This window comes from Amycolatopsis sp., from assembly GCF_035276945.1.
GTDB lineage: Bacteria > Actinomycetota > Actinomycetes > Mycobacteriales > Pseudonocardiaceae > Amycolatopsis_E.
In genome coordinates, this window is sequence record NZ_DATELF010000157.1 from 25,862 (window position 1) to 45,635 (window position 19,774).

Annotated in this window: 17 protein-coding genes; 6 read left to right on the forward strand and 11 right to left on the reverse strand. The window is 66.0% G+C overall.

The window, feature by feature from the left end:
• The first annotated feature begins 1,200 nt into the window (after positions 1 to 1,200).
• Positions 1,201 to 2,409 (forward strand): Fic family protein, encoded by a 1,209-nt coding sequence (locus tag VJT49_RS28350; RefSeq protein WP_324167998.1) that lies wholly within the window; start codon positions 1,201 to 1,203, stop codon positions 2,407 to 2,409.
• A gap of 544 nt (positions 2,410 to 2,953) precedes the next feature.
• Here the strand turns inward: VJT49_RS28350 and VJT49_RS28355 are convergent.
• Positions 2,954 to 3,139, reverse strand: coding sequence for a hypothetical protein (locus tag VJT49_RS28355; protein WP_324167999.1), 186 nt, complete (start codon positions 3,137 to 3,139; stop codon positions 2,954 to 2,956).
• A 1-nt stretch (position 3,140) separates the two neighbouring features.
• Positions 3,141 to 3,398 carry a hypothetical protein gene (locus VJT49_RS28360; RefSeq protein ID WP_324168000.1) on the reverse strand — a complete coding sequence of 86 codons (258 nt, stop codon included), beginning with the start codon at positions 3,396 to 3,398 and terminating at the stop codon, positions 3,141 to 3,143.
• A gap of 46 nt (positions 3,399 to 3,444) precedes the next feature.
• Between VJT49_RS28360 and VJT49_RS28365 the strand changes: the two genes are divergently transcribed.
• Together VJT49_RS28365 and VJT49_RS28370 are read left to right on the forward strand one after the other, a co-directional pair.
• On the forward strand, positions 3,445 to 3,984 hold the full coding sequence (locus tag VJT49_RS28365) for a hypothetical protein (RefSeq protein ID WP_324168001.1): 540 nt from the start codon (positions 3,445 to 3,447) through the stop codon (positions 3,982 to 3,984).
• 25 nt (positions 3,985 to 4,009) lie between these two features.
• Entirely contained in the window at positions 4,010 to 7,744 is a 3,735-nt protein-coding gene (locus tag VJT49_RS28370; protein ID WP_324168002.1) for a hypothetical protein, read from the forward strand.
• A gap of 308 nt (positions 7,745 to 8,052) precedes the next feature.
• Here the strand turns inward: VJT49_RS28370 and VJT49_RS28375 are convergent, their stop codons facing one another.
• The 8 genes from VJT49_RS28375 to VJT49_RS28410 all read right to left on the reverse strand — a co-directional run bounded on the left by VJT49_RS28375 (position 8,053) and on the right by VJT49_RS28410 (position 14,361).
• Complete coding sequence (locus tag VJT49_RS28375) at positions 8,053 to 8,223, reverse strand: CorA family divalent cation transporter (protein ID WP_324168024.1); 171 nt, start codon at positions 8,221 to 8,223, stop codon at positions 8,053 to 8,055.
• Positions 8,224 to 8,242: 19 nt separating this feature from the next.
• Positions 8,243 to 9,001 carry a GAF and ANTAR domain-containing protein gene (locus VJT49_RS28380; RefSeq protein WP_324168003.1) on the reverse strand — a complete coding sequence of 253 codons (759 nt, stop codon included), beginning with the start codon at positions 8,999 to 9,001 and terminating at the stop codon, positions 8,243 to 8,245.
• Between the two features lie 28 nt (positions 9,002 to 9,029).
• Positions 9,030 to 9,770, reverse strand: a complete 741-nt coding sequence (locus tag VJT49_RS28385) for a GAF and ANTAR domain-containing protein (protein ID WP_324168004.1) — start codon at positions 9,768 to 9,770, stop codon at positions 9,030 to 9,032.
• A gap of 4 nt (positions 9,771 to 9,774) precedes the next feature.
• Positions 9,775 to 10,215, reverse strand: coding sequence for an STAS domain-containing protein (locus VJT49_RS28390; protein WP_324168005.1), 441 nt, complete (start codon positions 10,213 to 10,215; stop codon positions 9,775 to 9,777).
• Positions 10,212 to 11,207 (reverse strand): acyl-CoA desaturase, encoded by a 996-nt coding sequence (locus VJT49_RS28395; protein ID WP_324168006.1) that lies wholly within the window; start codon positions 11,205 to 11,207, stop codon positions 10,212 to 10,214. Before VJT49_RS28395 ends, VJT49_RS28390 begins: the two co-directional genes overlap by 4 nt.
• Positions 11,204 to 11,458 (reverse strand): hypothetical protein, encoded by a 255-nt coding sequence (locus VJT49_RS28400; RefSeq protein ID WP_324168007.1) that lies wholly within the window; start codon positions 11,456 to 11,458, stop codon positions 11,204 to 11,206. The genes VJT49_RS28395 and VJT49_RS28400 overlap by 4 nt, the downstream gene beginning before the upstream one ends.
• Before the next feature lie 1,277 nt (positions 11,459 to 12,735).
• Complete coding sequence (locus VJT49_RS28405) at positions 12,736 to 13,026, reverse strand: DUF1049 domain-containing protein (protein ID WP_324168008.1); 291 nt, start codon at positions 13,024 to 13,026, stop codon at positions 12,736 to 12,738.
• Between the two features lie 411 nt (positions 13,027 to 13,437).
• Entirely contained in the window at positions 13,438 to 14,361 is a 924-nt protein-coding gene (locus VJT49_RS28410; protein WP_422652940.1) for a MarR family transcriptional regulator, read from the reverse strand.
• 192 nt (positions 14,362 to 14,553) lie between these two features.
• Between VJT49_RS28410 and VJT49_RS28415 the strand changes: the two genes are divergently transcribed.
• From VJT49_RS28415 to VJT49_RS28425, 3 genes are all read left to right on the forward strand, one after another.
• On the forward strand, positions 14,554 to 14,802 hold the full coding sequence (locus tag VJT49_RS28415) for a hypothetical protein (RefSeq protein WP_324168009.1): 249 nt from the start codon (positions 14,554 to 14,556) through the stop codon (positions 14,800 to 14,802).
• Entirely contained in the window at positions 14,799 to 16,175 is a 1,377-nt protein-coding gene (locus VJT49_RS28420; protein ID WP_324168010.1) for a serine hydrolase, read from the forward strand. Before VJT49_RS28415 ends, VJT49_RS28420 begins: the two co-directional genes overlap by 4 nt.
• 129 nt (positions 16,176 to 16,304) lie before the next feature.
• Positions 16,305 to 16,742 carry a hypothetical protein gene (locus VJT49_RS28425; protein ID WP_324168011.1) on the forward strand — a complete coding sequence of 146 codons (438 nt, stop codon included), beginning with the start codon at positions 16,305 to 16,307 and terminating at the stop codon, positions 16,740 to 16,742.
• Positions 16,743 to 17,316: 574 nt separating this feature from the next.
• Here the strand turns inward: VJT49_RS28425 and ltrA are convergent.
• Positions 17,317 to 19,095 carry a group II intron reverse transcriptase/maturase gene (gene ltrA, locus VJT49_RS28430; protein WP_324168012.1) on the reverse strand — a complete coding sequence of 593 codons (1,779 nt, stop codon included), beginning with the start codon at positions 19,093 to 19,095 and terminating at the stop codon, positions 17,317 to 17,319.
• Between the last annotated feature and the right edge of the window lie 679 nt (positions 19,096 to 19,774).

The following is a 19,774-nucleotide window of genomic DNA, read 5'->3' on the forward strand; positions in this document are numbered from 1 at the left end:
AACTGTGAGCTAGACTTCGCGGCACTGAAGGCGGCGGTATCCCACGCGACCGGATCACCCTGGAAGTGCCGGTCGACCACCAAGCGACCCCCAGCGTCACATCGACCATCACACGCCGAGGTCGACCCGGTTGCGGGTGGTGGGCTGCACGACGGCGACACGCGACGCGGGGACAGCAGCGAGACACATGTCCTGCGCGACCGTCAGCTTAAAGCGGCAGTCAGCTCAAACAGGCACAGAATGCACCCGGTTGTTGCCAAAGCAGTAGCCGCATGAGCGCGCAGTGGCATACGGCCAAGCCCCGCCACAGGTACTACGGAGCGTAAAGCTCGCACGCCGACTGGACCGCCTGACCGCAAGTAGCTCGGTGTTTCCGCAGCTGAAAGCCCAGATTTCAAGATCGTCCAGCGAAATTGTGCCCCGGCAGGATCGAACCTGCGACACCCGCTTTACGGCGTGGCGCTTGCCGTTGTTGCCAGTTGGTCGCCGACATCGGCCATGAGCCGACCTGATCGCTAATGCAAATGGTGACCTGTCGCTCTCGAACGTCTTCATCCGCCGTTGATTGGCGAGGGTAAAGCGTAGGAGATCGAGCGCCCTGCTTGGCGGGATGGGCGCTACAGTATCCGCGCCACGTCACGTTCAGCACGTCGACCCGGCCCTGATCATCGAGGACGAGGTAGGGCAGGACCTCTCGGAAACGGTACGGATCGTGACGGACTTGCGGGTCCGTCACGCCGATAGGCCACGGAAGCGTCAGACGCCAGGACTGCGTTTTGCCGGTTGCCCCGCCAGTAGGGTCCGCTCGGCCTGCTGCAGCATCCTGCGATGCGCCTCGGTCGACCTGCGTCATCCGCCGACATACCCGGTCATCCATGTCCGTGATCCGGCGGTTGTGTGACATGGATGGCGCCTGCATTGCACATGACAGACATGCTCGGATGCCACATGTGTGCGTTCCCGAGATTGACGGACTCGCAGGGCGCGCGGACATGCCTCGCCAACCATGTCCGTGATCCGGCGGTTGTGTGACATGGATGGCGCCTGCATTGCACATGACAGACATGCTCGGATGCCACGTGTGCGCATCCAGGAGACACGTGGACAGGCGGATCTCGCACAAACGGCCTCATCGTGTCACCCAACGCAGCGATGATAGACAACCGAACGATGTAGGACATGCTGCGCTAGAGTGACATCGTGGACCTTCACGCCTTCACCGAACATGCCCCTGGCAACCTCGTCGCAATCCATGGCACGGACCCACAGCGTGGCGAGTGGTCTCACAAGGCATTTGTGCCGAATCCGTTGCCAGCGGAGTCGCCGATATTAAGTGGAGCGACCTATCGCGCAGTGGCGGACGCTCGCGCTGCCCTTGCCGCGCTCGACAGCACTGCACGGCGATTGCCGAATCCACGCCTTTTTCGCAGGCCTTCGTTGAGAGCCGAGGCGCAAAGTACTTCGGCGCTGGAGGGCACTTACGCACCTCTGGCAGAAGTGCTTACGGCCGACGAAGAACGGCCGCAAAGCACTGATATGCAGGAGGTTCTCAACTATGTTCTGATGGCCGAAAGGGCATTCGACTGGATCGAGTCGGGTCACCCCTTGACGGTGAACATGCTGGAAGAACTCCAACGAATCCTCGTCCACAAGACAAAAGGAGAGGGTCAATCTTCGGGCAAGGTACGCGACCACCAGGTCGTGATAGGGCAGCGCAAGGGTGCAGGACCCGGAGCCCTGCCCGTACATGCGGCGCGCTTTGTGCCTTCACCGCCCGGTCTGGATCTCCAGGCAAACCTCCGTGATCTTCTTGATTGGATGGCAAACAAAGAGGTGGGGCGTGAGATCGACCCGGTTGTCACTGCCGCACTCGCTCATTACCAGTTTGAGACCCTGCATCCGTTCCATGATGGTAACGGAAGAATTGGCCGGATGTTGATTGTCGTAAATTTGCATGAGCAAGGGGTCTTGCTCGAGCCGACACTGACGGTGTCGCCGTGGTTCGAGGCACGGCGCACTGAGTACTATGACCACCTGTTCGCGGTTAGCACAGAAGCGGCATGGGACCCATATGTGCAATTTTTCGCGAAGGGCCTGGGAGCGTCGGCGCAACGAACGCACGATCGCATGATTACACTTGTCGAGATACAGGCGGAAATGAAAGAACGTGTACGAAAATCGACACTCCGGGCGGATACCGCACACGCCCTGGTTGACTTTTCCGTTTCAAACGTATCTTTTACCGTTAGAGCGGTCGAGAAAGAGTTGAAGATATCCTACGGTCGAGCTAATAGCCTCGTAAGTCAGCTTGTGCAGTTGGAAGTAATCGCCCCACTGCCTACTGGATCTGGTGGTGCGCGCAGATTCTACGCACCTCAGGTCTACAACGTGCTTCTCGGCGAGGAGTGACAGCCAAACCCATTCACGTAGAAGAAGTCGTAGTCGGCCGACGCATCAGGAGGTCCACGGCCGGGTTCGCCGGACGCGCTCGTCCCCGCCAAGCCGCTGCTTGGGGGTCATCCCGGAGCCTGCCTGCCCAGCGAGGGCATGTTCTTCTTCTCCTTGCCGCGTCTGGCGGTTCGACAGGATGAGGGCCGGATGAACGGACCCGCACGGGTCGCCTTGAAAAAAACAGGTAAAGAAACTCTGAACACACCAGCTTCGCCCGCCGCGGGCGGTCCCGAGGTCAAGGTTCCTCCGCTTGGACGAGAGCCTTCCGTGAAACTCCGCGGCTCGTGCTCGTAGGCGCCTGCTGAAGGTTCGGCGGTTGCGGCCTCGAGTATTCGCGGCATGGCAAAGGATGGGACCTGGGGTGACCTGCGGTTCTCATACGGCGCTTGGTCGTGGAGGCCAGTCTCGCGCTGTCGATACCCAGTCGGCCGTTGATTACGTGAGGTTGGCAACCGCTTCGTGAAAGCGATCGGGACGGGATCCTCCGTCTTGGTCCCCTCACCTACGGGGTGAGCTTCGTAACCGTCTCCGCCGCGGTCACCGCGTTGATTCTCGCCAGGAGCCGCCGCGAGGACTGGTCACCTACCTTGATCGTCCAGCTGGCCCGCTCGACCACGCCGAGCGGTTCCATCCGACGGGGCCGGTATCGCTCGGTGGGTACCGTCGTGGGGAACTCGGTCGTGGTCATGTCACAGCTCCAGTTTGGTCATGGCCGACCACCATGGTTCGACGTTGCCGTGGAGGGTGTCATCCGTGCCCCGCACGCGGGCGAGCTCGGCGGTGAGCCTCTGCAACGGCACGATCGAGGTGAAGGGCCGCAGCCACGGGTCGGTGTTCGCGAACCAGAGGTCGTCGTCGGCATCGCCGCAGGTCACGAAGTTCGAGCCGAGTTCGGCCAGCAGTCCCCGCAGCGTCGCCGTCCGGCCCTGGTCGGTAACAGAACCCACCCGCGCGCCGACAGGAAATAGCGCAGCATGAGAGGTGGTGGGTACCGTGGCCGATCCGCTGACCCTGGGCGCGGTGGGAGCCGTCGCGCTGACCGAAGGCATTAAGTTCCTGTACGACCAGGCCAGGGAACTGCTCAAGCAGTGGCGGGAGAAGCGGGTCAAGATCACGCTGCAGGCCGCCGCCCCGGAGGGGCTGGACGCTCCGCTGGCCGAGGCCGAAGTGCCCGAAACGGTTGTCGCGCAGCACGCGGAAACACTTTCGGAACTGCGGCGGTCCCTCATCGAGTACGCCGACGAGGGCGTCGTGCCGGACCCGAACGACCCGAAACTCCTGGAGTCGGTCGATGCCCTGCGTCGGCTGCTGGAAGTCGCATACGGGCAGCGGATCACGTTCCGGGGTGAGACGCGGGAACGGACCGGCAGCAGGGTGGACGTGAGTGTCGAGGCCGACGTCGTCGAAGGGTACGTGGCCGCGCTGCGCGCGCGTGGTGTCCTCCCGGACGACGTGCGCGCCGACCTGAAGGTCAAGCGGGTGGCGGCCGGCGGTCAGGCTGTCGGCGTCGACATCGACGACCATGGTCGATGATCCGGGTTTCGTACCGAGGTCGTGGGTGCTCACGCGGCTTGAGACCTGGCTGCGGGAGCAGGACGCGCGCATCTTCCTGATCACCGGTCCGCCCGGTAGTGGCAAGACTTCGTTCGTACGCCAACTGGTGATCCGCGGCGGCGACCACCCGCACCTTGCCGCGGCGGCACTGGCGTTGACCCATTTCTGCGACTCGAGCAACGAGCGAACGCTCGACCCGCTGGAATTCGTGCGTTCGCTGTCCCGCGGGCTGGCCGCCGTGATACCGGGCTTCGCCGACGCCCTCGCCGGTGCCGCGGTCGGCGCGTCCGCGATGATTTCGATCGACGCGAGCCAGACGGTGGGCACGGTGGAGGCGGGGGCGTCAGTCACGAACGTCTCGATCGGCCTGCCCCGGGATGTGCCGACCCGGCAGGCGTTCGCGCAGCTTGTTCGTCGTCCGCTGGAAGCCGTGGTTGCCGATGGTTTCCAGCGGCGTGTACTCGTCGTGGTGGACGATCTGTCCGGCGGCTACAGCTACGACTCGGACGACAACATCGCCCGGCTCATCGGCGTGGTGGCCAGCAATCCCGCCGAGCTGCCAGCGCCGCTGCGGTTCGTGGTGACCAGCCGTCCCGACCCCTGGGTGCTGCGCGACCTGCCGCCACCCGCGCTGGATTTGATCGCCGATCCGCCCGACGGAAACGAGGACGTCCGTCGCTACGTCGACCAGCGGTTGTCGACCGTGGACAACCTGGTGCGCAGGCTGTGGGTCGACAACGTCACCGCCGCGGCCAACGGGAACTTCTTGTACGCGCGCTTCGCGGTGGACTACCTGGTCGCGCAGGACGACCGCCTGACCAGCGCGCCGACCGAACACGCGCTGCCGTCCGGGCTGACCGACCTGTACCGCTCATGGGTCCGCACTGTCCTGGCACGATCGCGGGACTTCTGGTGGGATTGTCAACTGCCGGTGCTGTCCGCTCTGACCGTTGCCCGAGGGGACGGCCTGACCCGAGATCAGCTCGTGGGCATCACCGGACTGCCGGTCAGCTCGGTGCGCCGCGCGCTGGAGCAGTCCAGCCAGTTCCTCGTCGGTAGCGAACGCTTCCGGCTGTACCACGACTCGTTTCGCGAGTTCCTGGCCGCCGACGAGGTTTCCGAGCAGGAAGCGCACCAGGCCGTCACCGACTTCTTCGTCGCACGTCACGGCGCGGACTGGCTCACTGCGGACGAGTACGCCTGCGACCATCTCGCCACCCATGCCGCCGCTGTCGGCGACCTCCCGTCGCTGGTCGGCGCCCCGGCCTTCCTGGTCGTCGCCGAACCGGTCGCCCTGCTGCACGCGATGGCACAGCAGGGTGTGCACGTCGACGCCTACGAGCAGGCAAGATGGCTGCTCGCCGGTCACGACAGCGGCGCCCGCGCGTCCTATCTGGAGCTGGCTGCCCAGGATGTCGGCGACGACGAACTCGCGTCCGCGTTGGCGGCCCTTTCCCTCGAACGCGCGTGGCGACCCGTGAAGGCGTGGCGGCTGCGCCGGATACCCAATCTCGTCGTCGGTGCGCACGCGGGTGGGGTCTTCGACCTGCTGGTGCTGCATTACGACGACGGCACGGTGGTCGCGACCATCGGCGGGGACAACACGCTGCGGCTGTGGGACCTGGCCACCAGAACCGAGGTTGGCTCTGTGGAGCTGCCCGCCCGGCTGGCGACCGCCCGGCTCGCCCTGGTGAGCCGAGGCAACGAGCACTGGATCGTGGTGGCGAGCCCGATGACGGTGTGGCTGGTCGACGCGTGGCGCGAGGAGATCGCCGGAGCGGTTCCGACCAGGGCCGAATCGATTGTCACCGCGGTCGGCGTGGTGCAGGCGAACGGGTTGGACGCTGTCGTCCTCGGCTACCACGACGGCGTGGTCGAAGCCGTCGACCCGCTGACTGGTGAGTCGGTGCGCGCCCCGGAGAAGGGGCATGACGGGCCGGTGTTGAAGATTGCCGGCGCCTACGCCGACGCGGTGGTGTCCGGCGGCACCGACGGCCGAGTGATCATGTGGCCGGTGTCCACCGAAGCGTACGTGGTGGCCGAACGCCGGGAAGGACGGCCATGGACCGCGGCCAGGGATGGCCGGCAGTGGGAGTCGCCAACCGTCTTTCCGCCGTGGACCACCGCGATCGGATGCCTGGTGGTCGAGGATGCGATCGCACTCGCTGTGGGTTTCAGCGACGGGGTGGCTCAGCTGACGACCCGGGGTGGGTTCGGCACGGGCGAGTACGAGACACCGGTGCTGGATGGCGCGGACAGTCTCGCCACGATCCGGTCCGTCGCGCCCGACGGTGGGTTCACCGAAATCATCTCCCGGGAGTCCGGTGAGTACACCTACGCGTTCGCCTGGTACGTCAACACGGAGGTACGCAAGGAACTGTTCGCCGACGTCGGAAACCCCGAACGCATCGGGGCAATCACAACCACCTACGGCAGCCGCCACAGTCTGGAGTTCCGGCTGTCGACGACCGCCGCCGAGAGGGCACGTGCGTTCGAGGCCGCTGCGGCCGACGAGTGGCCTGCCGAGAAGATCGCGCAGCTCTCCGGAGGGGTGAACTCGGTCGCCGTGACCACGGTCCTTGGCGACCGGGTGCTCGTCGCCGCCGGCTGTGAAGGCGGTCGGGTCGAACTGTTCGGCTTGGTCGACGGCGAGCCGGCCGAAGGCCCGGTGCAACTGGAGAGCGAGCCGATCTCCGCCGTGGCGTTCGCCCGGATCGACGACGACGAAGTCATGCTCGCGGCCGAGTCCGCCAGGGCCGGCCTCATTCGTCAGTGGCGCCTGCCGCCACCGCCGGAAATCGGCGACCTGCACACCACCCCGAGTGACTTCGCGTGTGTCGACGAGAACACCATCGCCATTCTCCTCCAGGACGGCACCGCCCATCTGTGGCGCGGTCCGGACGTCCGCGAGCTGGACACCACGGGGCTGCGACCGCTCGGCATCGGCACGTGGCAAACGGGATCGCGGTTGTGGGTCGGCGCGCACGGCGAGTTCTATGGGACCGACGCCGACGGCGCGTCCGACGGGAGCGGCGGGAGCGGCGGAGTCCGGCTATGGCCTGCCGACGCTGACGCGGGATCATCGTTCGACGTCGCCTTTCCCGACCACACCGAGGTATGCGGCCTGACCCCGTGCGGCGACGGCCTGCTGGCGATCGCGTGGTCCCAACCGGACGTCCTGGCGTCGCTGTGGCTGCTCACGCCGACCGATCATGGCTGGGACCGAACGCCCACCGCGCTGGAGGACGCCGATGCGTTCGTGATCCGGCCCGACTGGGCGATCGAGATACCCGGATCGGCCGGACGACACGTCGTCTACGGCACCTTCGTCGTCGCCCACTCGGTCTCGCTGGACACCGCGCGTTTCACTCACGAACGCGTGTTCACGCAGCGTGTTCCGACCGCAGCCCGGCACCTTGGCGAGCCGGTGATCGTGGTCCCCCGAGGCGCCGTCGTGCAGGCCGAACGGCTGGGCAACCCCGACATCCTGACGCGCGACAACGTGGCCGTCGAGTTCCACGGGGTACCGTGGGTCGAGATCGTCGCTGTCGCGGCCCTGGACGACCTGTCCCTGGTGGTCGCGGGAACCGAGGACGGCAGGCTGCTCTGTTGGTACGGCAACAACAGCGTCGACCTGGTGGTGCGACTGGGATCGCCCGTGCGGCAGCTCGCTCTCGCCGATCATCGGACCGCCGTGGTGCGAACCGATCTCGGCATTCAGACCATTCGAGTCAGGTGAGGTCGAAGACGGCAGGGGCGGCACCACCCACGATCCTGGCCGCCGCGCCAACCTGGACGCAGTCGTCGACGCCAAACCCGGCATCGGTGTAATCGCCTGTCCTGCCATGCCCGCGCGTTGCCGGTCCAGGTTTCATCAGCTCACTGCTTCGCTCGGAGCGAGTAACGCCACCAGCTCACCGGCGATCGCCAGCAGAATCAGATCACCGGGGCGTCGTCCGATCGACCGCGAGAACCTGCGACGCTCGCTCCCGGAATTCGTCTTCAGGGGTGCCGAAATTTCGCTGCCACGGACAACGAGCACGGTGGTCAGAGCCAACCGCGGTGTTTGAATATCCGGTACAGGCCGGCGCGGACCATGCGGACCATGCGGACTATTGCCATGAGCAGCAGCGCGAACGGATAGCCCCACACCCAGTTCAGTTCGGGCATGCGGTGGAAGTTCATTCCGTAGATGGTGCCGATGAGGGTGGGGTCGATCGAGGTTGCGCGATGCCGGTCATGGCTGGGGCGATGTGCGGGGCCGTGTGCGCGGGCCCTTCTCGAGCAGTTCGCCGTCGAACGACCCGTCGATGATCTGTGCGACGACGTCGCTGAGGCGGCGGTTGCGGCCGCGGGCGTAGTCACGCATGAGCTCGAACACTTGGTTCATCTGTAGGCCGGTGCGTTGGGCGAGCATGCCCTTGGCCTGTTCCAGCTGGATGCGGCTGTTCAAGGCGGTCTGCAGCTGGGTGGCGAGCAGTTCGCGGGTGGCGATGGCGCGTTCCTGGATCAGGCCGACGGTGGCCACGTCGGCCATGGCCTGGCCGATCCCCCGGTCCGCCTCGCTCAGCGGGCCGGGTTCGGTGCGAAACAGGTTCAGCGCCCCGATGGTTTCGTTGCGTAGCCGCATCGGGAGTGCCTGCGCCGAGTGGTACCCGAGTTGCTGTAGCCGCTGGGTGAAGGCCGGCCACGACGCGCGCATCGCGGGCAGGTCATCCCGTGCCACGGGGCGTCCGGACCGGAAACAGTCCAGGCAGGGGCCTTCGTTGTTCTGCAGCTCGTAAAGTTCCAGCAGGCGGGCTTCCTCGGCGGAGGAGGCCATTACGTGCAGGCCACCGTGCTGGTCGGCCAGCATGATCCCGGCGGCGTCGGCGTCGAGTAACTGCACGCTACGTGCGGCCAGCGTGTGCAGGAAGTCGATGACGTCGAAGTCGGCTACCAGGGTATCGGCCAGATCCACGAAGGTGCTGGCAAGAAGTTGTTCCCGGCTCGTCATGAGCCCACTGTCTTTGCTGCGTTGCGGATCATGGCCGTTCCCGCTCCGTCGCGGTGCCAGACTCGCTGTCGTCGAAGCGCATACGTCGGTTGACCACCTCCGCGGCGATGGCGGACACTGTCCGTCCCGAAGCGTACGCGTGCGCTCGTAGCCGCAGCAGTGCCTCGGCGAGACTGATACCCAGTTGGATGGTGATCATCCCGGTCGCCTGGTGGACCTCGGCTCGGCCATCGATCGGCCCCGCGAGCGCGGCATGCGAACCGTCGCGCCTGTCGTGGTCCTGCAGGTGCAGCACCACGACCGTCGCCGCCTCGGCGAAAGCGACCGCCTCCGCGAGTTCGTGCGTGGTCAAGTGCCCCGGAGTGTCGCGGTACAGATCCAGGACGCCGACGCGGATGGCGCCGACCCGCAACGGGAACGCGAAGATGGCGTGCACGCCGGCCTCGAGCACGGCCGCGCCGAACCCCGGCCACCGAGCCGGCCCAGCCGCCACCAGGTCTGGTTGCAGGACGGGACGACCACTGCCGGACGCCTCAACGCAGGGACCTTCACCGAGGGTGAACTGCAGTTCCTCCAACTGCCTGGCCCGTTGGTCGGTGGCCGCGAGCACGACTCCGCTAGGCCCTTCAGCGGTCATCAATGCGACCCCGGCTCCACTGACCGGCAACACCGACAGACATTCCGCACACAATCTGGCGGGCAGCGCGACCTGCCCGCCTCGGCCGTCGGCGATCACCGACAGGATTTCGGCGACCCGGGGGTTGTGCATGGTGTCATCCGTCCGGGCCGCCGCCCGGGCGGCGGAGAGCGTGGGCGAGGTCGGGGTAAATGTTCAACACGCCGTCCAGCCCGGTGATCCTCAGCGGCAGCAGGACCGGGCGGGTGCGCGCGATCACGGACAACCCAACTCCCGCCGCCATCGCCGCCTCCCCCACGGTGACCAGGACGGTGATGCCGGCCGCTCCGAAGAAACCAACGTCGGAGAGGTCGATGATCAGCTGCGGGCCGGTGTGTCGCAGGTGTGCGAGGAGACCGTCGCGCAGTAGCGGGCTGGTGAACAGGTCCACCTCACCGCGCACGGCGACCACGACCGCGCCGGGCGGGTCCGGATGCGCCGTGAGGGTCAGGAGGGCCTTGCCCGGACGGCCCGTCGGCAGAACCGCGACTACCGGCGAGGGAGGGTCAGTCGATACGGACGGGAGGACAGCGGTCATGAAGTCGTCTCCTTGGTCGGGGCACCGGTGTGCCCAGTCCGGTTTTTCCGGGCGAGGCGGGCCAGTCGGGTGGGGTTGGTCCAGTGCACCTCGGATGCCCAGCCGAGTTTCTCCAGGATCCAGATCACCCGGGCGGAGATGTCGATCTGGCCTCGCAGCACACCGTGGCGGGCGCAGGTCGGGTCGGCGTGATGCGAGTTGTGCCAGGACTCGCCCATCGACAGGATCGCCAGCGGCCAGAAGTTCGCGGCCTTGTCGCGGGAGGCGAAGGGCCGCTCGCCGATCAGGTGGCAGATCGAGTTGATCGACCAGGTCACGTGGTGCAGGAAGGACACCCGCACCAGCCCGGCCCAGAAGAACGCGGTCAGCGCACCCCACCAGGACCAGGTGATCACCCCACCCAGCGCGGCGGGCACCCCGACGCTCACCACGACCCACAGGGGAAACAGGCGGTCGATGACCCGCAGGTCCCGGTCGGCCAGCAGGTCCGGGGCGAACCGTTCGGCGTTGGTGCTGACCCGTTCGAACAGCCAGCCCATGTGGGCGTGCCAGAACCCCTTGGCCAGCGCCACCGGCCCGGTGCCGAACAGCCAGGGCGAATGCGGGTCGCCCTCGCGGTCGGAGAACGCGTGGTGCCGCCGGTGATCGGCCACCCACCCGATCACGGGGCCCTGCGCGGCCAGACCGCCGGTCACCGCCAAGGCGATGCGCAGACCGCGCTTGGCGTTGAACGCGCGATGGGTGAAATACCGGTGATAGCCCACCGTGATGCCGAGGCAGGCCACCACGTAGCAGCCGGTGGCCAGGGCGAGGTCGGTCCAACCCAGCCCCCAGCCCCAGGCGATCGGCACCGCCGCGACCAGCGCGACGAACGGAAGCAGCACGAAGAGTTTGACCAGGATCTGCTCGCGCACCGACCGGCCGGGAAGGATCAACGGCTTCGGATCGGGGACGGGTCGTGGTGCCGGGTGAACTACCGTGGACGAAGTCATGCGACTGCCCTATCTGGACTGTTCTGGATGCTGGCCCCCGATGTTTGCCCGCTGCCCGTGGAGGGGAGACCGCCCGTGGGCAAAGGCGACGTGGTCACCTGCGTGCGGACCCGGTCGATCATCAGTTCGGCTTCGGCGGCGCTGAACAGACCCTGTTCGGTTGCGCGCAGGATGGCCGCGACCGTGCTGCGATGAGGTTCCGCGATCCCCGTGACCTGCGCGGTAGTGAGAATCAAGTCGAGATGGGCCATAGGACTAATCCCTCGGTTGCCTTGCGGAATGCCGGGGTCCAGGGCACTTGCCTGAAACACTACGCGCTCCACCAGGGATTTTCCCAACGTCCGGGAAAATTTCGGTGCCAGTCCCGACACAATCAATCCACAATGGACAGATCAAGTCCGGCTCCGGCGGCAGGTCGAACAGAGCGGTTTTCACCTGACGTGTTGTGGCAGTCACCTTCTTTGGTGTTCGGTGCCATCGGGCTCCGGAAACGCCGTCACGGACGTTTCCGGTGATCACCTCACGGTTGCTTCCACACAGTCCACTTCGGACTTTCGTCGAACCACTCGAATGGAACCGAAGCCTGGAGAAAAGGATTTCCCGGCAACGCGGACGCCCTGGCGGGACGGCGCGGAGCGTCGGCTGATCGTTCGCGAGAACATGTCCATGACCTCCTTGGCGCGTCTGCGACTAGACGCGTGCGTCGCCAAGGTCCGGAGCGGCGCCCGATCCACCACGACCCCGCTCCCGTCGAATACCGCAGGCTCGACAGAACGCCGTGCCGGATGGCGCCCCCTCAGCATAGACCTCCACCGTGCCGCCGGACAGGGCCGATGCGGGACCGACGCACCGGACCGGACCAAACATCAGACGTGCGCCGCCATGGTCGTCGCGTGTAGGCCGCCCGGGGGCCCGATCCCCACCAGAACCGGCCGCCACCCGGACAACTCCGCCCGGCCGTCCTTCCGGGTCAAAATAGTCCTTGCCGACGACGACATCAGGCGAGGTGCCGGGGATGACATCGCCGCGCTGGGCGAGTTGGACCGAGGACGCGGCGAGGTCGCCCACCGGTCACCGACTCGCCGGTCGAGGCGCGGCTGACCTGCCGACAACGGTGGCAGATCACGGCCCTGGGGGCGATGGCGGAGAGATCAAACCCAGGACACCAGCACGGACCGTCGGAACCATACTGGCCGGATGGCCCTCGGATACGTCTTCGCCGTCCTGACGGCTCTGGCGTCGGGTAGTGAGTCGATCCCGGAGTCCCTACGTATGCGCGTGCCGACGGGCACGGCGGCGCGTCCTTCGATCTGATCACCGTGCGGCACCAACGGGTCGGAAGCGGTCTGGTGGCCCTCGGTCGTGAATGGCGGCCGTGGTTCGGTCGGGCGATCGTCGCTCAACTGAGGACCTGGCAGAGGTGTCGTCACGTTCCCATCGTGTTGTTCCGAGAGCGCTTGCCGTGCGATGGAGGGAGGGCTTCGAAGGGTGTTTGCGAAGCCGGACGGTACCTGCGTCTGCTCAGGTGTCAGCCGCGGGATTTGCGGATGAGATGGCGTAGTTGGGTAATGCGCGCTGTGCCGACGATGAGAGTGAGCAGGACCGAGCCGACGGCGGCGATCACCAGCGCCACGGCCAGTGAGGTACTGGTCGTCATCCACAGGAATGAAACCTCGGTGCTGCGGGTGTTTTGCGCCAGGAAGACGATCAAACCGACGGCGATGAGAGTCGCGGCCACAATACCGGCCCAAGCGCTTCCGGTGCGGGTGCGCGGCACGCGCTGCGACGGCACTGGCGATGTCTCGGCGGGCTGTGTCACGTGTTCGGCTGTCGCCGTGGCGTCGGTGTCCGGAGGTTGCGGTGTGAGCTCGACTCGAGGTTCATTGCGAGCGCGGTGAAGGAGGGACATGACGTACTGCTTCTTCCGGGATTACTGCCGGATGAGGTTCCCCCCGAACGGTGGACAGGTCTTCAAGCAGCGCGACTCCGATCGCGTCGTCCGGGTTTACCACATCGGTGAGCTACACGATCAACGGCCATATTTCGTGATGACCTAGCGCGCGGGACAGCGCGATCGAAGCGGGGATGATGGTCAGGTCGTCGCGTACGATCACGCGTCGGCGGTCTGCAGGTGATCGGAGCTACGGCGGTGCCACAGCCAACTGGTCAATCGTTCTGGACAGGATCCTCGACTTTCACCAGTCCGTATCGGGCCGCGGACTCGCGTGTCTCACTTCTGGAGTGCGTCGCGTTGTGCCGGGCTCAGGCGGTCCGGTCTTGCCGTGAAGGTGTAGGTCTCGGGGCCGGTGGTCTGCAGAGCGAGGGGGTCGGCGATGGCTGGTTGGTGTTGGATCGCGTCCAGGGCGGCGGTGGCGCGGTCCCGGGGCCAGCCGAGCGCGGTGGCCAGCGTGTCCAGGGTGAGCGGTCGACCGGTGTGCACGAGGGCGGCGAGCACGGTCAGCGCGTCGTACACGGCGGTCTCGGTGAGGGTGCTGCCGCTCATCTGCTCGCTGAGCCGGGCGAAGAACTGGCCCATCTTGCTGAGTCGGGCGCCGGCGGTCGTGTCGGGGCCGAAGATCTCGATGCCTTGCTGTGCGGCGGTCGCGATCTCGCCGTGTGCGCCGGTATCGGCCTGCCACGCCCGGAGCCAGACGTCGTCGTCGATGACGTACCGCTCGCGGCGCCGGCCGGGATCCGGTTGGCGCACCACCAGTTCCATGGCTTCGAGGTAGCCGACGGACTTCGACACCGACGCCGGGCTGACCTGTAACCGGCGCACCAGGTCGGCCGCCGTCAAGCCGCCGGTGTCAGCGGTGAGCAGGCACACGAACACCCGGGCGGTCATCCGGGGCAGGCCGGTCGCGGCCAGCAGGGACGCGAACCGGCCCACGAAGCCGCGCACCACCTCGGTCGGCTGTCCGTCGGTCGCCGGTTCGGCGGTCCGGGCCGGCTTGCGCCGGCGGGCACGGTGGCCGGCGGCCTGCTGGGCGTGGTCGGCCAGGTAGTCGGCGGGGGCGCCGTTGCGCGCCACCTCGCGGCTGATCGTGGACGTCGGTCGGCCCAGTCGCCGGCCGATCTCGGCGTACCCGAGCCCGCCAGCCAGCCATGCCGCGATTCGCCGGCGGTCCTCGTGGGTCAGCCTGCCTCCTGGCACCGGCACACCTCCTCTCCTTGCGTTCATCAACAGTACATTGCAACGGCGGGATTGAGGTGATTGCATTCACTCACATTTCTGTTGCAACGATTGCCGTTCAAATCACATTTTGCGCCTTCGTTTCGTTGACACTTTCTGAAACGCAACGTAGCTTTTGCTCATTCGGAAAGGGAGGACACAACGATGCACGTGATGGCCGTGTCGACCGTCTCGGACGATGGCAGGTTCTGGAGCGGCCTGAAGAAGGCGCACGCCAAGCTCCCCAAGGGCGCCAAGTGGAAGCTGGCGGTCGCGAGCAAGGACGGGGCCAAGGCGGTGAACATCATCACCCACGACTCCATCGAGGGTGTTCGGGACTTCTTCGAAACACACGCCGGCGCCTACGCCACGACGGAGTACTTCGAAGCGGACGCCGCGAACGCGGTCGGTCTCCCGCGATGACGATCGACGTACCGCGAATTCAAGCCCGGGTCGCCGAACTGCTGGCGGAGTACGGAATCCCGAGCGCCGCGATCGGGGTCCTCCACGACGGAGAGCTCGCCGAGCTCGCGGTCGGCGTCAAGAACGTGGAAACACGGGAACCCGCGACGACGGACACCGTCTACCAGTGCGGCTCCATGACCAAGACCTGGACCGCGCTGGCCTTCATGCGACTCGTCGACGAGGGGAAAGTCGATCTGGACGAGCCGGTGCGGACCTACCTGCCCGGTTTCACGGTGGCCGATCCCGAGGCGAGTGCCAAGGTCACCCCTCGTCACCTGCTGTACCACACCAACGGTATCGAGGAAGCCTACGGCGACCCCGGCGAAGACGACGACGTCTACGAGCGCATGGTCGAGAACATCGCCGACGCGCCCCAGGTCTTCCCGCTGGGCCACACCCACGGATACAGCGCGGCGCTGGGTTACGCCATTCTCGCGCGGATCCTGGAGGTGCACGACGGCAAACCCTGGGACGACGTCATGCGGGAGCGCCTCTTCGACCCCATGGGCCTGACCAGCACGAACAGTTGGCACGAGCAGGTGGACGAAACTCGGACGGCAACCGGGCACCTGATCCGGTCCATGGATGAAGGCCCCATCGTCACACCGGTGGACTACCTGCCGCGTGCCTTCGGCCCCGGCGGCAACATCACCTCGACGGCCCGCGAGGTGCTCGCGATGGCGCACGCCCTGCTCAACGATGGCACAGCCCCGAACGGGCAGCGCATCGTCTCGGCCGAAAGCATTCGACAGATGACGCGTTCGCGGGTGCCCGTACCGGATCCGTACATGTTCGGGCCCGAATGGGCACTCGGCCTCATCGTGTGTGACTGGCACGGCGAAACCGTCTACGCGACCGACGGCAGCACGATCGGCCAGAACGCCCGGCTACGGCTCCTGCCGGACTCCAACACCGCCATCGCGATGCTGACCAACGGCGGACCAAGGGAAAGCTTCTACCGCAAGGTGTTCAACGAGATCCTGACCGACCTCGGCATGGTCACCATCCCCGACCTGCCCACACCGGACCCGACGCTGAACCTCGACCTGTCCAGCTACGTTGGCGTCTACGAACGCCCCGGCGCCCGGTACGAGGTATCAGCCGAAGACGGAAAACTGTACCTGACCCTGGTCCTTGACCCCATGCACGCAGAATTCCTCAACAAACCAGACCACATCAACTATGAGCTGCTCCCGGTGAGCGAAACACATTTCCTGATACCGCCAGCGAACCCGTTGGAGGACACCCAGACGATCGCGATCTACGACTTCACGAACAGCACCGCCCGATACCTCCACACCAACTGCCGGGTGAACCCACGACTAATGTGAACAACTGCGGACCACGACATCGCCGCCTTCCACCGTGACGTCGAGCAGGAGATCCGCGCCTCCGGTCTGGAATGGACGGTCCTGCGCCTGGAACTGTCCGCGGCCAACGCTCTGCGATGGGTCTTCGACGTGCCGGGGCAGGTCAAGGCGGGCGACGTGGTCCGGGGACCGTACGCGCAGGCCGCCGGGGCGCCGATCCACCCGGCCGACTTCGCCGCCATCGTGGTCCAAGCGCTCACCGACGACGAACACGCCGGTCGGACGTACACGGTCACCGGCCCCCAGTCCCTGACCCACGCGGAGCAGATCGCGTTGCCGGGCAAGGCACTCGGGCGGCCGCTGCGGTACGAGGAACTTTCACCGGAGGCGGCCAGGAAGGCCATGGGTCCGCACGCCCCTGCGGACGTACCTCTCAACGACTGGGCACGACACGTCGACCGTCCGGCGCCGGTCCCCGACGCCATCGAGAAGGGTCACCGGCCGCCCGGGACGCACCTTCGCGCAGTGGGCCGCCGACCATCGAGCCGACTTCTGACACCAGTGCTCCGCCCCGCGGTGATGTGGTGACCGACGCCCACCCGGGTTCGGTCGCCCAAGGGCACAAGCTTGGCGGGGCGAGCGGTTGGACGGATTTCGACAGCCGGTGCGTACCGAGATCCACTCAAGTCAACAGCGGGTGGCCGACGAACGCGAGCGACCGCCAAGATCGTCAACCTGAGTAATGCGGCATCGAGTTGCTCAGCAGTCGCGATCAAGTGGATCACTACGACATCTGAACCTGCTGGTCAGCGGCTTGCCGGTGGCAGTGAAGCCGGCTCACGCGAAGGTTCGGCGTGGCGGCTGTCGAAATTCCTGACGACCGGTAGCGTTGGGTAGTCGACATCTCCGGGTGGTCGTTTCGGCGGTGGCGCCTCGGCATTGATGCCGAGTAGGCCCGCTCATGCCGACGAGCGTGTATTTCGGGTCTGACATGCGCCAGCGGTATCGGCGACCGGGTGGTGGCCGGTCGCCGACCGCGCGCTCGGATCTGTGCGGAGGGCGTCCGGCCGGGTAACCCCGGTGCATTACTGCACCGGGGTCCCCTCAGGACCGTGCATGCCACTCGTCGCGGCACACGGCCCAAGCAAGCCACGAGGGCGGCTCAGATGGTTGGCTGCAGCACGGTGTTTGCGTTCGCCGCCCGGGCGGGTGTGCCCGTGCGGCTGCAGGTGGCGTGTACGAGGTGTGTTCGGTCACCGCGTGGCGTGTTGGGTGCGTTGTGGTGGACCAGGTAATCCACCTTGATCGCTTTCTTCGTCACACACAGAAACCACCATTCCCAGCCCTCGGGGGACTGGGGTGGCTGGTCGGGGATGAGCAAGTTCTCCCCGCACAGGGTGCATCGCCCGTCCTGCTTGGATAGCAGGCGCACGGTGTAGGCATCCAGTGGGGGTGTGACCTTGCGGCGACGCTGCGCCCAGTAGGCGGCCAGGTCGGGGTCGTCGGGAGACGCCCCGCCCTTGACCAGGGCATGCCGTACGATCTCCGTCCAGGCTGGTTTCGGTAGGTAGGCGCCGGTGTCCCGATCGCCGAACACCCACCGGTCGTTCCTGAACTTGTTGAACTTTCCGTAGTACCGCTGGATGATCCAGCGTTTCGGCTTGTTCGGGTGGCTCCAGCACGCCCACTTGTACGTGAGTTTCCACAGGTAGTCGGTCAGGGCGGCAAACACCTTGGACGACACCACCGTGCGGTAGTAGGCGACCCACCCCCGAACAATCGGGGTGATCTTCGCCAGCATCGCCGCAACGTTGGCCCCGCGAAGCGCGCGGAACTCCCGGGCGAGCCGTTTGCGGAACCTCTTGATGGCCTCGACGCTCGGTTTAATCAGCAGCTTGCCGTTGGGGTAGCGACGCAGATGGAACCCGAGAAACCCGAACCCCTCCTCATCGAGGCGAACGATACGGGTCTTGGCCTCGTTCAAGGCCAGCCCTCTGGGCGCCAGCCATGCGGCCAGCTTCGCCTTGACCTGTTCGGCTTGCTGCCTGGAACGACAGCAGACGACCAGGTCGTCGGCGTACCTGGTCAGCGTTGGACTGGTGCCGACCACCTCCCCGGCGTGACTGCCGGTCAGGTAGTAACGTACACCAGCGGCCTCCTCCAGCCCGTGCAATGCGATATTCAACAACAGTGGTGAAATAACACCACCCTGCGGGGTCCCCGCTGTAGTGGGCAAGACCCCTTTCCCGGCCTCGATCACCTCTGCTTTCAGCCAGCCGGCGACCATCCTTCTTGCAGGGAAGTCACCGATCGTCTTAAGCAAGTGATCGTGGTCGATGTTGTCGAATGCGCCGGCCAAGTCGGCGTCAAGGATCCACACCCGTTTGGATTTCCCGCACAGGGTTTGGAACAGGGAACCTATCGCGTCGTGGCAGCCGCGACCCGGCCGAAACCCGTAAGATCGGGGTTCAAACCGGGCTTCCCATTCGGGTTCCAGCGCGTGACGGACCCTGCCCTGGTGACAGCGGTCCATGATCACTGGTATGCCGAGTGGTCGCATTTTGGTTTTGTCACTGGCTTTCGGGATGTACACCCGTCGAACCGCTTGGGGCCGCCACGAGTCCCGGGTGGCGTGCACCTGCACCGCCACCTCGGCCCGGGCCTGGCTGGTCAGCGCGACCTGCCCGTCGATCCCCGCGGTCCGTCGGCCCGTGTTGCGTTGCGTGACCTGTCGTACGCTGATCAGCGTGTTCGACCAGGACCGCAGAACCAACTTTTGCAGGTTCCTGGCCGTGGCCAGGTCCCCGTTCTTGACCGCCTTGAAAATCCTGCACCGCAGCCGCCGTACCCGTTCCTCGTGTTCTGGCCAGTCCACCTGATCCCAGGCATCACCGTCGAAGACCGAGTGCGGGCCCTCAGGTCCGTTCACCGAAGTGTCCAACTTGCCCCTTGGTTCTGGCGTATGCGTCTACTTCGATTCAAAGGCTCACCTGTCCACGTCAGCACCCCTTTCAGGGCCGGGCACCGAGCCCGGTATCCGGCCAGTTATCCGCCCACCACCGGGAGGAGTTCCCGGTACTCGGCCTACGGTTTCCTGCTGCCTTTCGGCTGCCGGCGTTCGCTTCTTGGACACCCTGTCCTGCCAGACGGGATTCCGCCCCCATCACTGTCGGCCTACCGCAGGCACCACGCATACCCGCGCATGTGCTGCGGACCCTGGCAGGGTTTACACGTTCCGCACGCATGAGACCCGGACCGGGTTGGGCGCTCTCTCTACCCCGGGGACAACGGTGTTCGCTGGCCATCGCCTTGTCCGTGGCCGCCGCTTGCCGCCTTCCATCGGCCGGTCCCTATTCACCCCGGAACCGCAACCCAACCCGGGATGTGGACTTGTCGAGGCATCCGCAAGAGTTTCCTGGTAGTCGCCCCATGCCAGCCCTTCCCCGCACCTGTAGCCGCCATGGTCGGGTCGGCGGCCCTTGGGCTTTCCCGCGAGCTTCGCACCCGACCGATCAGGAACCGGCCACGCACGTCGCGGTGGGGACAGGTCGAACACAAACCTGTAGCTACGTCTTCGACATACGTCGAACCTCCTTGACGAACTCACTCACTACGTGCGA